At 65.4% G+C, this 15,772-nt stretch carries 16 protein-coding genes; 8 read left to right on the forward strand and 8 right to left on the reverse strand.

Going from position 1 to position 15,772, the window contains the following annotated elements:
* Positions 1-205: 205 nt before the first annotated feature.
* The 3 genes from RT567_RS02815 to RT567_RS02825 form a co-directional block, all read right to left on the reverse strand.
* On the reverse strand, positions 206-412 hold the full coding sequence (locus RT567_RS02815; protein WP_003164469.1) for a DUF3126 family protein: 207 nt from the start codon (positions 410-412) through the stop codon (positions 206-208).
* A gap of 89 nt (positions 413-501) precedes the next feature.
* Positions 502-1,296 carry a serine O-acetyltransferase gene (locus RT567_RS02820; RefSeq protein WP_313574129.1) on the reverse strand — a complete coding sequence of 265 codons (795 nt, stop codon included), beginning with the start codon at positions 1,294-1,296 and terminating at the stop codon, positions 502-504.
* A gap of 29 nt (positions 1,297-1,325) precedes the next feature.
* The gene (locus RT567_RS02825; protein ID WP_313574131.1) at positions 1,326-1,955 is read right to left on the reverse strand and encodes an NUDIX hydrolase; all 630 of its coding nucleotides are present in this window, start codon (positions 1,953-1,955) and stop codon (positions 1,326-1,328) included.
* A 45-nt stretch (positions 1,956-2,000) separates the two neighbouring features.
* Between RT567_RS02825 and RT567_RS02830 the strand changes: the two genes are divergently transcribed.
* Positions 2,001-2,603 carry a nitroreductase gene (locus RT567_RS02830; protein ID WP_313574133.1) on the forward strand — a complete coding sequence of 201 codons (603 nt, stop codon included), beginning with the start codon at positions 2,001-2,003 and terminating at the stop codon, positions 2,601-2,603.
* 11 nt (positions 2,604-2,614) lie between these two features.
* Here the strand turns inward: RT567_RS02830 and RT567_RS02835 are convergent, their stop codons facing one another.
* The gene (locus tag RT567_RS02835; RefSeq protein ID WP_313574167.1) at positions 2,615-3,424 is read right to left on the reverse strand and encodes a DUF817 domain-containing protein; all 810 of its coding nucleotides are present in this window, start codon (positions 3,422-3,424) and stop codon (positions 2,615-2,617) included.
* 286 nt (positions 3,425-3,710) lie between these two features.
* On the opposite strand from RT567_RS02835, the gene RT567_RS02840 reads away from it, so the two are divergent.
* Positions 3,711-5,513 (forward strand): AAA family ATPase, encoded by a 1,803-nt coding sequence (locus RT567_RS02840; RefSeq protein ID WP_313574134.1) that lies wholly within the window; start codon positions 3,711-3,713, stop codon positions 5,511-5,513.
* Between the two features lie 94 nt (positions 5,514-5,607).
* Here RT567_RS02840 and queF read toward each other — a convergent pair whose 3' ends face one another.
* Positions 5,608-6,069: a preQ(1) synthase gene (queF, locus tag RT567_RS02845; RefSeq protein ID WP_313574136.1), complete on the reverse strand. Its 462-nt coding sequence runs from the start codon at positions 6,067-6,069 to the stop codon at positions 5,608-5,610.
* A 93-nt stretch (positions 6,070-6,162) separates the two neighbouring features.
* On the opposite strand from queF, the gene RT567_RS02850 reads away from it, so the two are divergent.
* From RT567_RS02850 to RT567_RS02870, 5 genes are all read left to right on the forward strand, one after another.
* Positions 6,163-6,594 carry a TonB family protein gene (locus RT567_RS02850; RefSeq protein ID WP_313574138.1) on the forward strand — a complete coding sequence of 144 codons (432 nt, stop codon included), beginning with the start codon at positions 6,163-6,165 and terminating at the stop codon, positions 6,592-6,594.
* Between the two features lie 359 nt (positions 6,595-6,953).
* Positions 6,954-7,880, forward strand: a complete 927-nt coding sequence (locus RT567_RS02855) for a nitronate monooxygenase family protein (protein WP_313574140.1) — start codon at positions 6,954-6,956, stop codon at positions 7,878-7,880.
* A gap of 35 nt (positions 7,881-7,915) precedes the next feature.
* A complete protein-coding gene (locus tag RT567_RS02860) occupies positions 7,916-8,620 on the forward strand; it encodes a TorF family putative porin (protein ID WP_313574142.1) in 705 nt (234 codons plus the stop codon).
* Between the two features lie 63 nt (positions 8,621-8,683).
* Entirely contained in the window at positions 8,684-8,890 is a 207-nt protein-coding gene (locus RT567_RS02865) for a hypothetical protein (protein ID WP_087141357.1), read from the forward strand.
* Positions 8,891-9,059: 169 nt separating this feature from the next.
* A complete protein-coding gene (locus tag RT567_RS02870) occupies positions 9,060-9,272 on the forward strand; it encodes a cold-shock protein (RefSeq protein ID WP_003164457.1) in 213 nt (70 codons plus the stop codon).
* A 97-nt stretch (positions 9,273-9,369) separates the two neighbouring features.
* Here the strand turns inward: RT567_RS02870 and RT567_RS02875 are convergent, their stop codons facing one another.
* From RT567_RS02875 to RT567_RS02885, 3 genes are read right to left on the reverse strand one after another with little or no spacing between them, the layout of a single operon-like run.
* Positions 9,370-10,608, reverse strand: coding sequence for a mechanosensitive ion channel family protein (locus RT567_RS02875; RefSeq protein WP_313574144.1), 1,239 nt, complete (start codon positions 10,606-10,608; stop codon positions 9,370-9,372).
* 54 nt (positions 10,609-10,662) lie between these two features.
* Positions 10,663-11,826, reverse strand: a complete 1,164-nt coding sequence (locus tag RT567_RS02880; RefSeq protein WP_313574145.1) for a cystathionine gamma-synthase — start codon at positions 11,824-11,826, stop codon at positions 10,663-10,665.
* A gap of 4 nt (positions 11,827-11,830) precedes the next feature.
* The gene (locus RT567_RS02885; RefSeq protein WP_313574147.1) at positions 11,831-13,234 is read right to left on the reverse strand and encodes a pyridoxal-phosphate dependent enzyme; all 1,404 of its coding nucleotides are present in this window, start codon (positions 13,232-13,234) and stop codon (positions 11,831-11,833) included.
* A 112-nt stretch (positions 13,235-13,346) separates the two neighbouring features.
* Between RT567_RS02885 and rnr the strand changes: the two genes are divergently transcribed.
* Complete coding sequence (rnr, locus tag RT567_RS02890) at positions 13,347-15,662, forward strand: ribonuclease R (protein ID WP_313574148.1); 2,316 nt, start codon at positions 13,347-13,349, stop codon at positions 15,660-15,662.
* Positions 15,663-15,772 lie beyond the last annotated feature (110 nt).

Here is a 15,772-nt window from a genome sequence, read left to right on the forward strand (position 1 = left end):
CCCTCGCGCCGGTCGAACCGCCCGTTCAGGCCGCCGCGCCCAAGCCCGCCGCCGAGCCGGTTAAGCCGGTCGAGGCCCCCGCCCCGCAGAAGAAGGGCTTCTTCGCCCGCCTGTTCGGCTGGTGATCGGACGCTGATCCCAAACGCAAAGAAGGCCGGAGAGGACGCCCTCTCCGGCCTTCTTCAATTCTCATAGCCGTGTGGGCTTATTCTGGCAGGTCTTCCGCCAGGATGGCCATTTCGAACATGAAGGAGCCGGCTTCGTCCTCATCTTCGAACACCACGCCGATGAACTCGTCGTCGACATAGACTTCGGCGGAATCGGCGACCTTGCGGGCCTTCACCTTGATGCCGCCGTGGTTGAAGGTGCGCTTCAGGTGCGTCTCGACGCGCTTCAGATCATTCTCGGTCACGGGTAGCCTCGTTCATCTCGTTGGCGGCGGACCCTAGAGAAGCCCTCTGCCGATTGGAAGCCCGCACGGCATCAGCCCACAGCCGCGTCTCAGATCACGAAGTCATAGACGATGTCGGACAGCGTATGATCCATGGTCCGCGCGGGCGTGGCGTCGGTCGGGCAGTTGACCAGCCGCGCCGGCACCCCCGCCACGGTGCAGCCCGCCGGCACCGGCTTCAGCACCACCGAGCCGGACGCCACCTTGGCGTAGTCGCCGACCGTGATGTTGCCCAGCACCTTGGCCCCGGCGCCCAGCAGGACGCCGCGCCCGATCTTTGGGTGGCGGTCGCCGCGCTCGGCTCCGGTCCCGCCCAGGGTCACGGCGTGCAGCATGGACACCTCGTCGCCCACCACCGCCGTCTCGCCGATGACGATGCCCGTGCCGTGGTCCAGGAAGACGCCCGAGCCGATCCGCGCCGCCGAAATCCGGCTCTGGAAATGGAAGGCCAGGGTGTCGCGGTCCTGGGTCCACAGCCAGTGCGCCACGCGCCAGGCCTGCAACGCCTGGAACCCCTTGAAATACATGAAGGGCTGCAACAGCGACCGGATCGCCGGATCGCGCTCCTGCACCGCCTTCAGGTCCGCCTCGGCGGCGGCGACGATGCCCGGATCGGCGGCGAAGGCCGACAGGGCCACCTCGCGCACCGTCATGGCGCCCAGCTCCGCATCGCCCAGCTTGCGCGCGATCTGGAAGCTCAGCGCCCCGGCGAAATCCTCGTGCGCCAGGACGACCGCGTTCAGCTGAGACGCCAGACGAGGCTCCTCGCGCGCAGCGTCCTCGGCTGCGGCGCGCAGTTGCGCCCACAGGTCCGGCTGCTTGGGCACGACTTCCAGCTTGGCCATCAGGCTTCCTTCGACTTCAGGCGGCGATCCTACGCGCCCAGCATGGCGCGCGCCAGCGCGGCCGGCAGTTCGCCCTCCCGCGCCATATGGTAGGCGCGGTACGCCGTCGCCACCGTCAGCCCGTCGCGCACCGCCCCGCGCGCGATCTCGGCCATCAGATCGCGGAAGGGAACGCGCGCCGTCAAAAAGACCTCGGTCTCGTCCGGCGCCGTCTCGGTCGCCTCCAGGCCCCAGGCCACCCAGGCCATCGCCCGCTCGTCCGTGATGGAGTTGGACAGGTCCAGGTCCAGCGCCGCGCGCCAGTGCGTCGCCGTCAGCCCTGCCTCCTCGGCCAGTTCGCGCTTCACGGCTTCAAAGGGGTCTTCGCCCTCCGGCGCTCCGCCCTCGGGCATCTCCCAGGAATAGCGCATCAGGGCGAAGCGGTGCTGGCCCACCAGACTGACCGTCCCGTCGTCATGCAGCGGCAGCACGCCCGTGCCCACATTCCGGGGCCGCACGACCACATAGTCGGCGTCAGCCCCCGTCGGCGCGACGGCCGGATGGCGCGTCACCCGCATCCAGGGCGTGTCGACCAGGACGCTGTCGCCTAGGCTGCGCCACGGCGGCGTGTCCGGCAGGCCCTCGGCCCAGCGAGGCTTGATGTCGCGGATCTGACTCATGCCCCTGCTATGGCGCAGCGCGCCCCGAAAGCCTAGCTATCGGCCATGAGCCAGTCAGACCTCGCTTCCGCCCTGCCCCTGCCCGTCCGTTCGGACGAGCTGCTGTCGCGCCTGGCCGTGCGCCGCTCGGCCCCAGCCCAGTCGCTGAGCCTGCCCGGCCCCTCGGACGCCGAGATCGAGCAGATGCTGCTGCTGGGCGCCCGCACGCCAGACCACGGCAAGCTGTTTCCCTGGCGCTTCGTCATCCTGGGTCCGCGCAGCCGCGCCGAACTGTCCGAGGCCCTGGCCGTCCTGGGCGAGGCGCAGGCCCGCACCGGCAAGGAGATCGCCGCCCTGGCCAAGCTGGCCAATCCGCCGCTGACCATCATGGTCGTCTCGACCCCGATCCAGGGCCACAAGGTGCCGGTCTGGGAGCAGCAGCTGTCCGCCGGCGCCGTCTGCATGAACCTGGAGCATGCGGCGAACGCGCTCGGCTATTCGGCCAGCTGGATCACCGACTGGTATTCCTACGACCCCGCCGCCGTCGCCCTGTTCGGCGTCGAGCACGGCGAGAGCATCGCCGGCTTCATCCACATCGGCTCCCTGTCCGAGCCCCCGCTGGAACGCCCCCGCCCCAATCTGGATCACAAGGTGACGGCGCGGCCCTAACGCCTCACGCCCTACCCCTCTTCCTCCTCCGGCCGGTGCACGATCGACACCAGCACCACCGAGATGATCATCAGCAGGAACCACGCCCCCAGCTTGTTCAGGCTGACCATCTCCCATCCGGTCTCCTGCCCCGGATAGACCCAGGCCCGCGCGAACGTCCCCAGGTTCTCCGCGAACCAGATGAACAGCGCCACCAGCCCATAGCCCAGCAGCAGCGGCATCGACCGCCGCGTCCGGTCGGCGGTGAAGTAGAACCACCCCCGCATGAACAGCAGCCCCGTCGCCGCGAACAGCGCCAGCCGGATGTCCGGCAGCCAGTGGTGCGCGAAGAAGTTGACGTAGATCGCCGCCGCCAGCACCCATGTCGCCCACAGCGGCGGATAGTTCCGCACCCGGATATGGAAGATGCGCTGCACCCGCGCGATGTAGCTGCCCACCGCCGCATACATGAAGCCGGAGAACAGCGGCACGGCGCCGATCCTCAGCACCGACTCTTCCGGATAGATCCACGACCCGTGATAGGTCTTGAACAGCTCCATGATCGTCCCGGCGACATGGAACAGGAAGATGACCCGCGCCTCCTCCCAGCTCTCCAGCTTCAGGGCCAGCATCGCCGCCTGTATCCCCAGCGCCCCCAGCACCAGAAAGTCATAGCGCGCTAGCGGCGCTTCCTCAGGCCAGAACAGAAACGTCCCCAGGATCAGCGCCAGCATCGCCCCGCCGAACAGACACGCCCACCCCTGCTTCAGCCCGAACCACAGGAATTCATAGGCGTAACGACGCAGCCGCGACCGATCGGCCCACGCCTCTGCGCGGATCATCAAGCGACGGCCCCAGACTTCGAGCGGGAGGCGGGAGGATGAGGTCATGGGCGGAGAATAAGTGGATAATCGAGACGACGTCAGGTCAAGCTTGTCAGACTGACCGCAGCCGCTGTCCAAAAGCATTTAAACTTCGGTTGCGAAGAGCGGCCCTTCCGCCCGCGGAAACTTAAGGCTTTCCGCCCCAGCCACACGTGGACATCTGGACAGACTGACGTTGAAAGGCTTCGCTTCAAAGTAACCCGTCGGCGATTCGATGACAATCAGGTGTGAGACACAGAACATCATGCAACTCATTCGTCGCATCGAAATCAGCTATCTTCGATCACTCTATACAGCCGTGCTGGATCATCCGGGCGACATGAATGTCGTGTTCGGTCGCAATGACAGTGGCAAGTCAAACTTGCTTCGCGCTCTCAATCTTTTTTTCAATGGGGAGACCGAACCGGGCCGAGGCGACGTCGAGTTCGACTTGGACTTCAGTGACATCCGACGGAAGGCAGCGAAGGCCGCGAAGGGTCGGCAGTTCATCGCGATCCGTGTCGACTTCAACGTCCCGCTCAACTTCCGCCGGTCGCTGGGCAAAACGATCTCGCTCAAGCGGCAGTGGAACATCGACGGCGATATGACTGAAACGCCGCCCCGCGGCATGACCACCGGATCCAAAATTCAGCTGACCCGTTTTCTGAACCAGATCGATTTCACCTACGTTCCGGCCATCAAGGATTTAAACGTCTTCGGCGACTTGATCGAACGAATGTACGCCACCACGGCAGAGAGCAGCGGATTTGAAGAGGCAACAAACACCTTTGTCGATGCGATCAGAAAGCAGACGAGCGGTCTATCAACCAGTTTGAGTGAACTTTTCAGCTCTAAGACCAGACTGGCAGCCCCGACTGATATGGGCCTTCTTTTCCGATCTCTAGACTTCTCTCATGGCGAAGACGGGCACTCCCTCCTCCGGCAGAAGGGCGACGGGGTTAAGGCCCGCCACTTGCCGGAGTTGCTGCGCTACATCAACGAGAACGAGGCCAATAAGAAGTTCTTCGTTTGGGGATTCGAAGAACCGGAGAATTCGCTCGACCTCGGCGCAGCAGATGCCGAGGCCGAACGCTTCGCGGTAATTGCCGGGCGCACCGACACGCAGGTATTCGTTACGAGTCATTCGCCAGCCTTCTATCTTGCCCGGTGTAAGAAATCGAAGGCTGCAATTCGGCGGATCTTCATATCAAAGCAGCAGGTCGGCGCTGACGATATCGTGCACCCGAAGAATGCAATCAGCCTTATCGACAGCCTCGATGACGCCGAGAGCCGCATGAAGGAAGCGAGCCTTCTGCAGTTACCTTACCTGATCCGTCATTGGGACGAACTCAAGAAGGATCGCGATGCCCTTGAGGAACAGTCCAACAAGCTCAAACATCAACTGGAGGCACTTAAAGTCCCGACACTTTTTGTAGAGGGTCGCTTCGACAAAGAGCTTTTCGACGAGGCCTTCGCGAGAGCTGATATCGCGAAGTCTGCCGTTAACGTCCGGATTCTTGAGGGCACGCCCTCGACCATGCCGGAACTGCTGCCGCGGCTTCGCCGAGCCGGTGCTTTGCATCCGGACGCGAAAGTGTTGTTCCTATTTGACAACGACAACGCTGGTCGCAGAGCTCATAGGAATCTTTGCGGCAAGATTCCCCCAACGACAATCTGTGAAGTCTCCGACGGTATCGGCGTGTGGGTCTTGCCGCAGTCGGCTGAAAGCATCGCCTTCTGCAAGAGCCATGCGATCCGCCCGGAGCAGCTCTTCTTCACCTCCGAGTTTCTCTACCCCGCCCAGGCCGCAGCAGAGCTTTGCGTCAAAGTCATGGGAGCCAAAGAGGCGGCCGCATCGCGAAACACTATCCACGAAACCTATCACGGCGCACTCACCCAAGCGGGCGCGGCCCCCCTTCGCGGGGCCGAGCCAGGCTCAGTGGATTGGTTTTTCGCACGAGGGGTGCCTGCTTCCCACAAGGAAAAGTTCGCAACTGCCGCGAAAAACTTACCTCAGGATCAGGTAGATGCCGTAGCGGTTGCCGCTTGGGCTTATCTGTCGAGCTAGCGGGGAATGGGTTGAATCCCATGCTTGCGAGCCAGTAACTGGCTACCCTCGGCTCCGCTTCTCGAGCGGCGTCCGGCAGCGCATAGCCAGTTGCTCACCCCCGCCCGCGATACGTCGCAACCCCCTGATCGGGCAGCCACACGCCCTCCAGCGGCGCGCCGGTCTGCCAGAAGACGTCGATGGGGATGCCGCCGCGCGGGTACCAATAGCCACCGATGCGCAGCCATTTCGGTTGCAGCAGCTCGGCCAGGCGCTTGCCGATGGCGACGGTGCAATCCTCGTGGAAGGCGCCGTGGTTGCGGAAGCTGGTCAGGTACAGCTTCAGGCTCTTGCTCTCGACCAGCCAGTCGCCGGGCACATAATCGATGACGATGTGGGCGAAGTCGGGCTGGTTCGTCACCGGGCACAGGCTGGTGAACTCCGGCGCGGTGAAGCGCGCCACATAAAGCGTGTCGACGTGCGGATTGGGCACGCGCTCCAGCACCGCTTCCTGCGGGTTGGTCGGGGCGGCGGTCTGGGCGCCGAGCTGGCTGAGGCTGTCGGTATAGTGGGTCATGGGGCGGGCTCTTGCGGGCGGCTCGATCGGTAATGCTTGCGCCGAACCGTCAAGGTTGGTCCATTGGCGCGCTGGGGTCGGGGGCCAAATAGTGTGAAGACCTTCTGGACACAAATCCTGACCCTTCTGGGGTTGGCGGCGTCCCTGTCGGCCGCCCTCTATTTCGCGCGCTATCCGCAGGCGGCGCCGACGCTGACCCTGCCTTCGCTGCATTTGTCGAACCCGTGGGAAATCCCGACCTCGGTCGAACCGCGCTGGGTGCGGCCGCCCGCCCCCACCGCCGCCGACTATCCGGCCAAAGCCCTGCGCGCTGCGGCCAGCGGCGAGGCGATCATCACCTGTCGCGTCTCGCCCCGAGGACGACCGACCGACTGCGTAATCGAATCTGAAACCCCTTCCGACCTGGGCTTCGGCCCCGCCGCCCGCCGCATCGTCGAGCGCGGCCAACTGACCCGCCCCGTGCTGGAAGACGACCAGAGCGTCGGTCCACGCTTCACCGTCCGCGTGCCCTTCACCCTCGACTGACCGCAATCGGCCAGCCCCCCCTTTTCACCTGTGCTAGGCTGCGCCTCCGCCAAGGGAAGAGCCGTCACGACGGAGGGGCGATTTCAGACGATTCAGACGAATTGGACTCTCTTTTTTCCTTCTCCCCTTGTGGGAGAAGGTGGGCGCCGGAGGCGCTCGGATGAAGGGTGTCGGCGCGACGCCCGTTGCTCTGCGCCTCCCTTGTGCGATAGCCGGACACGGGGTCGCTCACACCCCTCATCCGTCTCGCTGCGCGAGCCACCTTCTCCCACAAGGGGAGAAGGATCACGGATTGCCTTCCCCGACGACACTCGGTTAGCGTGGCTTAAAACAACGCATTCCTTCAGGAGAGACGACCCGTGGCCATTCCCGCTTCCCTGCAGTCCGGCCTGAAGCTGCCGGTGATCGCCTCGCCCATGTTCCTGGTGTCCGGGCCGGATCTGGTGGTCGAGGCCTGCAATGCGGGCGTGATCGGCACCTTCCCCTCGCTGAACCAGCGCACGACCGAGGGCTATCGGGAGTGGCTGCACGAGATCAAGTCGCGCCTGAAACCCGACGCCGCGCCCTTCGGCGTCAACCACATCATCCATCCGACCAACTCGCGCCTGATGGCCGACATGATGGTTTCGGTCGAGGAGAAGGTGCCGCTGATCATCACCTCGCTGGGCGCCGTGCGCGACGTGGTGGATGCGGTGCACGGCTATGGCGGCGTGGTCTTCCACGACATCGCCAATGTGCGTCATGCGAGAAAGGCGGCCGAGGCGGGGGTCGACGGCCTGATCCTGGTCGCCAACGGCGCGGGCGGGCACGCGGGGGTCGTCAACCCCTTCGCCCTGATCAACGAAGTGCGCAGCTTCTATGACGGGACCATCATCCTGGCGGGCGCGCTGTCGACCGGCCAGGACGTGGCCGCGGCGCTGATGATGGGGGCGGACTTCGCCTATATGGGCACCCGCTTCATCGCCACGACCGAGAGCGAGGCCCAGCCGCACTACAAGGATCTGATCGTCCAGTCGGGCTCGGCGGACATCACCTATACCCCCGCTGTCTCGGGCATTCCGGCCAACTTCCTGACCCCGTCCCTGGTCGAGAACAAGATCGACCCGAAGTCCCTGCCCGAGCACAAGCTGGACATGGGCGAGGAAGCCAAGGCGTGGAAGACCATCTGGTCGGCGGGCCAGGGTTCGGGCGCCGTTCACGACGTGCCGACGACGGCTCAGCTTGTCGCTCGGCTGACGGACGAGTTTTCGCAAGCCTGTGATAAATTCGACAAGAAGCGCCTCTAGGAAGCGGCCTCGACACTCCCCTGACGAGGCCGACCATGCGCATCCTGACGACCGCCCTGAAGACGACCGTCCTGGCGACCGCCCCGCTCCTGATCCTGGCCTCGACGGCCCAGGCGCAAGAGATGCCCGGCCGCTGGAGCTTCAGCGCCGGCGCCGCCAGCGACAACCGCTCCAAGGACGCCTCCAAGTCGGACGGCGACGCCTTCGTGTGGGGCGCGGCGGAATGGGAAAGCGAAAGTGGCCTCTTCTACGTCAGCCCCGCCGCCGAAACGATCAAGAGCGGCGGCTCGGAGCTGGAGCTGGAGCTGACCGGCGGGATGAAGCCCCAGTGGGCCGGCTTCGACTTCGACCTGAACGTCGCGCACAAGTGGCGGGTGGACGCCAACCCCGGCTACGACGCCAACGCCTGGGAGTTCACGGCCGACATGAAGCGCTCGATCGGCCCGGCCAGCGCGCGTCTGCGGCTGCAGCACTCGCCCGACGGCGCCGGTTCGGTGGAATCCTGGACCTGGGTCGCGGTGCGCGGCGGTTGGGACTTCACCGACAAGCTGAACGTCTCGGCCGAGGTCGGCCGTCGCGAGCAGGACAACAGCGTCGACTACACCGGCTACAACATCGGCGCGACCTACGCCCTGACGCCCAAGCTGGAGGCCGAACTGCGCTGGCACGGCACCAACGCCAAGGTTCCGGGCGAGCAATACGCCGACGCCCTGGTCGCCGGGATCAGTGTCTATTTCTGACCGCTGCGTCGCGTTTCGGGCGCCCGGTTTCACCTTTGGCCCGAAAGGGCCTAGGCTGCGGTCATGACTTTTCGACCGACGACTTTGGAACGTGCGTACCAACTGGCCGAAAGCGGCTCCTGCCGTACAGTGGGTGATGTCAAACAGGCCCTGAAGCTGGAGGGCTATGAGCGGATCCAGGATGCGCTCTACGGCTCGACCATCACCTCGGCCTTGCGTAAGCTGTGTCAGGAGAACTGGGTGTCCCCGCCGGAAACGGCCGAGCCCTGACGCCCCGGCTCTTGCATTAGAACACCGGAGGGTCCACCCTAGAGGGGTCGATCTCTCTGCGTAACGCTCTGCCTTCTGCCCCGCGCACCGAGGTCTAAGCCGATCCATACAGACCCGACAGGTCTTCAGGGACGTTCTCTGAGGCCAACTTCTAGCGGAGGTCCTGAAAATGGCTACCGGCACTGTTAAATGGTTCAACTCCACCAAGGGCTACGGCTTCATCCAGCCGGACGACGGCGGCAAGGACGTCTTCGTCCACATCTCGGCTGTTGAGCAAGCCGGCCTGCGCGGCCTGGACGAAAACCAAAAGGTTTCCTACGAAATCGAGCGCGACCGTCGCTCGGGCAAGGAATCGGCTGGTCAACTGAAGACCGAAGGCTGATCCGGCTCCATCGCCAGCCGCGTCAGCAATGACGGGCCGACGATGACAGGATTGAAGCGCGCAGAGGGTCCGCCTTCTGCGCGCTTTTCTTTTGCCCCTAGGCTGCGATCGCCAGGGGCCGCAACGGGCCGAAGTCGGCGCCGCTGGGCGACTGGAACAGGCGCAGGCCGAACTCAGGCAGGATCGCCAGCAGGTGATCGAAGATATCGCCCTGGATCGCCTCATACTCAGCCCAGGCCACGGTGGCGGTGAAGGCGTAGATTTCCAGCGGCAGGCCCGTCTGCGTCGGCTGCAACTGACGCACCAGCAGAGTCATGTCCTGGCGAATGCCGGGGTGGTTCTTGAGGTAGTTCTGCACATAGGCGCGGAAGGCGCCGATGTTGGTCGAACGCCGCATATTGACCGGGTCGCGCCCGGCCTCGACCAGTTTGGCGTTCCAGTCCGCCATCTCGGCGCTCTTGTCGGCCAGGTAGTCATCGATCAGTAGGAAACGCCGCATCCGCTCGCGCTCGGCTTCGGTCAGGAAGCGCGCACTGGTCTGGTCGATCAGCAGCGACCGCTTGATGCGGCGCCCGCCGCTTTCCTGCATTCCGCGCCAGTTGCGGTAGGACTCGCTGATCAGCCGCCAGGTCGGGATGGTGGTGATGGTCTTGTCCCAGTTCTGGACCTTCACCGTGTGCAGGGCGATGTCGATGACGTCGCCGTCGGCGTTGACCTGGGGCATTTCGATCCAGTCGCCCACGCGCAGCATGTCGTTGGAGTTCAGCTGAACCGACGCCACCAGCGACAGGATGGTGTCCTTGAACACCAGCATCAGCACCGCCGCCAGCGCCCCGAGGCCCGACAGAAGCAGTAACGGCGAACGGTCGATCAGGGCCGCGATCACCAGAATGGTGGCGATAGCGTAGATGACGATCTTCAGAACCTGCAGATAGCCCTTGATGCTGCGGCGATGAGCGCGCGGCGAGCGGGCGTAGAGGGTGTTGGCCATGTCCAGGGCCGCGCCGATGCCGATGGCCACAGCCACGATCATAAAGGCCCCGGCCACGTTCTGGACCAGGGTGATGGCGTCGGGCGCCAGATGCGGCACGCCGCTGACGCCCTGATGGATGATGATGGCGGGTACGATGCGGGTGAAACTGCGCACCACCGGCCGAAGCAGAACATCGAGATCATGCACCGCTCGCCCGACGATGCGCAGGATCAGTCGGGTCAGGATGCGGCGGACCACGAAGTCCGCAATAAAGGCGACTAGGGCGAGAAGACAGAGCCCGATCAGCATCTCCGCTGTCGGGAACTCCGCCAGGCGATCACGCATGGCGATAAAATCAAACATGCCCCAGCCTAGGCAGGGCCGCCGGGGTTTTGAACCCCGGCGCGTCAATCGGCGTCAGCCGATGGCCTGGTCCAGATCGGCGATCAGGTCGTCGATGTCCTCGACCCCGACCGACAGGCGGATCAGGTTGTCGGTGACGCCGCCGGCCTCGCGGACCTCCTTGGGCACGGAGGCGTGGGTCATGATGGCCGGGTGGTTCACCAGGCTCTCCACGCCGCCCAACGACTCGGCCAGGGTAAAGACCTGCACCCGTTCCAGCACCCGCTTGGTGCGTTCCAGATCGCCGTCGATCAGCACCGTGACCATGCCGCCGAAGCGACCGTTCATCTGGCGCGCCGCCAGCTCGTGCTGCGGGTGGCTGATCAGGCCCGGATAGATGACCTTGGCGACGCCTTTGCGGTCTTCCAGCCAGCGGGCGACGGCCAGGGCGTTCTCGTTGTGCGCCTTCATGCGCAGGCCCAAGGTCTTCAGCCCCCGGTTAGCCAGGAAGGCGTCGAACGGCCCCATGACGCCGCCGATGGAGTTCTGCAGAAACTTCAACTGCGTCGCCATCTCGGCGTCCTTGGCGACCAGCACCCCGCCGACGATGTCGGAGTGACCGTTCAGGTATTTAGTCGCCGAGTGCATGACCACGTCCGCGCCCAGGGCCAGCGGCTGCTGGCTCCACGGCGTGGCGAAGGTGTTGTCGACCACCAGGATCAGCTTGTGCGCCTTGGCGATCTTCGACAGGGCCTCGATATCGGCCAGCTTCATCAGCGGGTTGGTCGGGGTCTCGACCCACAGCATCCGCGTCTTGTCGGTGATCGCCGCCTCGACTGCCTTAAGGTCGGTCAGGTCGATATAGCTGAAGTCCAGCCCCATCGACCGGCGCCGCACCCGCTCGAACAGCCGCCACGAACCGCCGTACAGGTCGTCGCCCGTGATGATGTGCGAGCCGGCGTCCAGCAGCTCCAGCGCGGTCGAGGTCGCCGCCATGCCCGAGCCGAAGCCGAAGGCCTGAACCCCGCCCTCCAGATCGGCGATGCAGGCCTCGAAGGCCTCGCGCGTCGGATTCTTGCCGCGCGCGTATTCATAGCCCTTGTTCACGCCCGGGCTTTCCTGAGCGTAGGTCGAGGTGGCGTAGATCGGCGTCATCACCGCGCCCGTCGTCGGGTCCGGCTGCTGGCCCGCATGGATGGCGCGGGTCGAAAAGCCCTGGCGGTTCTTCAGTTCAGACATGCGCTTACCGGTTCAGGCTGAGGTGGTTGATCAGGTCGGTACGGGTGATCAGGCCGACGAAGGTCTCGCCGTCCAGCACGATGGCGACGCGGTCGCGGTCAAAGACCGGGATCAGGGCGTCCAGCGATTCCGTCACCTGAAGCGTGTCCAGATCGCGCGTCATGGCCGAGGACACGGGCTTGGCGAAGCGCTCCTGACGGGTGATGTCGTCGGTGTTCATGATGTGGACGATGTCGCTTTCGTCCAGAATGCCGACCAGACGGCCGTCCTGAATGACCGGGAGTTGCGACAGGCCGTCGCCGCGCATGCGCTTGAAGGCGGTGTCCAGCGTATCTTCCGGCCCAATCACCACCACGTCGCCTGCAGAGTATTTGCGATTGATCAGATCCGACAGGTCGCCGTGCAGTTCGCGTTCGGCCAGGCCCTGATCGGCCAGCCAGGCGTCGTTATAGACCTTGGACAGATACTTGGCTCCGGTGTCGCAGACGAAGGTCACCACCCGCTTCGGCTCGGTCTGCTCACGGCACCAGCGCAGGGCCGTGGCGATCAGGGTGCCGGACGACGAGCCCGCCAGAATGCCTTCCTTGAGCAACAGCTCGCGCACCGTGGCGATCGCCTCGGCGTCGGGGATGGAATAGGCGACGTCAATCAGGTCTGCGTCGGTCGTCTCGGGCATGAAGTTCTGGCCGATGCCTTCGACGGTATAGCTGCCGTCCGGCCCGGCCACGCCCTCGTTGATCAAGCCGGCCAGCGCCGAGCCGACCGGATCGGCCAGAATGATCTTGGCCTTGGAGCCCTGCGATTTAAAGTATTGGGCGTTGCCCGTGATCGTCCCGCCCGAGCCGATGCCGGCGACGAAGGCGTCGATATCGCCGTCCATCTGTTCGAAGATTTCGGGCCCGGTCGTCTTGAAGTGGGCCTCGGAGTTGGCGTCGTTGGCGAACTGGTTGACGAAGTAGCCGCCCGGAATCTGCTGGGCGAGACGCTCGGCCATGTCGGTATAGTATTCCGGGTGGCCGTGCGGCACGTCCGAGCGGGTCAGGCGCACATCGGCGCCCATGGCGCGCAGATGCTGGATCTTCTCCTTCGACATCTTGTCGGGGATGACCAGCAGGACGTTGTAGCCCTTCTGCTTGCCGACCAGAGTCAGGGCCAGGCCGGTGTTGCCCGCCGTCGCCTCGACGATCGTGCCGCCGGGCTTCAGCCAACCCTGTTTCTCGGCCGCCTCGATCATCGACAGGGCGATGCGGTCCTTGATGGAGCCGCCGGGGTTCTGGCTCTCCAGCTTCAGGAACAGGCGGCAGGGGCCGGTGTCGATCCGCGTCACCTCGACCATCGGCGTCTTGCCGATCAGGTCCAGCAGGGTCTTCGCCGGACGGCTGAGAACAGGGGTGTCGGTCATCGACATGAAGGCAGGCTCCGTGGCACGGGTTTCGGGGTGAAGCTGGGCGTCGCGACCCTCGCGGTCAACTCATGCAAGTTTTCACCCTTTCGCCGCGAAGCGCGTTAGAAAGGGCGCAATGGTCAAGACACCGAAACGCCCCGTCGCGGGCCTGCCCGACAAAGAATCCCTCGTCGCCTTCCTGCGTGAGGCCGGAGAAGCCGAAAAGGCCGACATCGCGCGCGCCTTCGGCCTGAAGGGCGCCGAGCGCCGCGCCCTGCGCGACATGCTGAAGGAGCTGGAGGCCGAGGGCCGCCTGGGCAAGCGCGGCCGCAAGGGCTTTTCCGAAGCCGGCGCCCTGCCCCCGGTCGGCGTGGTCGATGTCGTGGATCGCGACGCCGACGGCGAGCTCTACGTCGAACTGGTCAAGAGCAGCGATGACGCGCCGCGCGCCATCCTGATGCCCGACCGCGAGGGTCGCGGCCCGGCGCCCGGCATGGGCGACCGCCTGCTGGTCAAGTTCAGCCGGGGCGTCGAAGGCTGGGAGGCCCGCCTGGTCAAGCGACTGGACGCCGGGACCAACCGCGTTCTGGGCGTCATTCGAAAATCAGCGCGCGAGACGCGGGTCGAGCCGGTCGACAAACGCTCCAAGGACGTGCTGCTGGTGCCCGCCGCGCAGGCGACGGACCTGCGCGACGGCGATCTGGTGCTGGCCGCCGTCGAGAAGGGCGAGCATCGCTACGGTCCCAAGCGCGGCAAGATCCTCGAGAACATCGGGCGCGAGGACGATCCGCGCGCCGCCTCCATCATCGCCATCCACGCGCACGGCGTGCCGACCGGCTTCTCCGAGGCCGTCGAGCGCGAGGCCGAGGAACAGGATATCCCGACGCTGAAGGGGCGCGAAGACCTGCGCCACGTCCCCTTCATCACGATCGACCCCGCCGACGCGCGCGACCACGACGACGCCGTCTATGCCGAGCGCGACGAAGACCCGGCTAATGCAGGCGGGTGGATCGTGTGGGTCGCCATCGCCGACGTCGCCGCCTATGTGCGCCCGAACACGGCGCTGGACCGCGAGGCGCGAGCCAAGGGCAACTCAACCTACTTCCCCGACCGGGTCGAGCCGATGCTGCCCGAGGTGCTGTCCAACGGCCTGTGCAGCCTGAAGCAGGGTGAGAACCGCGCCTGCATGGCCGTGCGCATGGTCTTCGACAAGGATGGCCGCAAGACCGGGCACAAGTTCACGCGCGGCCTGATGCGCAGCCACGCCAAGCTGTCCTACGAACAGGCGCAATCCGCCATCGACGGTCTGCTGGACGACGCCACCGGGCCGATCATGGAGGCGATCCTCTATCCGCTGTGGAACGCATATCGCACCATGCTGAAGGGCCGCGAGCGGCGCAGCCCGCTGGCCATCGAAAGCCCCGAGCGACGCATCATCATGTCGCCCGACGGCGGCATCGCCGGCATCGAGCCGCGCAAGTCGCTGGAAGCCCACCGCCTGATCGAAGAGATGATGATCCAGGCCAACGTCTGCGCCGCCGAGACGCTGGAGAAGACGCATACGCCGCTGATCTATCGCGTCCACGACACGCCCAGCCAGGAGAAGATCTTCAACCTGTCCGACTTCCTGCACACCATCGGCAAGCCGTGGAACAAGGGCGAGGCGCCGAACACCAAACGCTTCAACAAGCTGCTGGAGGAAACCCGCGACACCCCGCACGCCGAGGTCGTGAACGAAGTCGTCCTGCGCACCCAGATGCAGGCCATCTACAGCCCTGAGAACGTCGGCCACTTCGGTCTGCACCTGGATCGCTACGCCCACTTCACCTCGCCCATCCGGCGCTATTCCGACCTGATCGTCCATCGCGGGCTGATCCGGGGGCTGAACCTCGGCTCGGACGGCCTGACCGACCGCGAGATCGCCGAGCTGGGCGGAATCGCCGACCATGTCACCGAGACCGAGCGCCGCTCCATGGCCGCAGAGCGCGACGCCATGGACCGCTACATCGCCGCCTTCCTGGAAGAGCACGTCGGCGCGACCTTCAGCGGCCGGATTACCGGCGTCACCCGCTTCGGCCTGTTCGTGCGGCTGGACGAGACGGGCGCCGACGGCCTGGTGCCCGTCTCGACGCTGGGCGACGAGTATTTCACCCACGACGACCGCGCCCACGCCCTGGTCGGTGAACGCACCGGCAAGCGCTTCCCGCTGGGCCGCCGCGTCGAGGTCCGTCTGATGGAGGCCACGCCCGTCACCGGCGGTCTGGTGCTGGAGATGCTGTCAGAACCGGACCCGCGCGATCCCAACGCCCCGGTCCCGCGCTACGGCATGCGTGGACGCGGCGGCGACGGCCCGCCCAAGCGCGGCAAAGGCCGCCCCGGCGGTCCCAAGCCCCGCAACGGCGCCAAGCCCTCCGGCGGTCTGAAGGGCGTCAGAAAGGGCAAGCGGCGGTGAGCGAAGTTGTTTCCCTTCTCCCCTCGGGGGAGAAGGTGGGCGCCGAAGGCGCTCGGATGAGGGGGCTGTATCCGCACGCAGAACGACTGACGTTGAGGATGAATCCGACG

Origin of the sequence: Brevundimonas sp. (assembly GCF_032107865.1) — a bacterium.
Lineage (GTDB): Bacteria > Pseudomonadota > Alphaproteobacteria > Caulobacterales > Caulobacteraceae > Brevundimonas.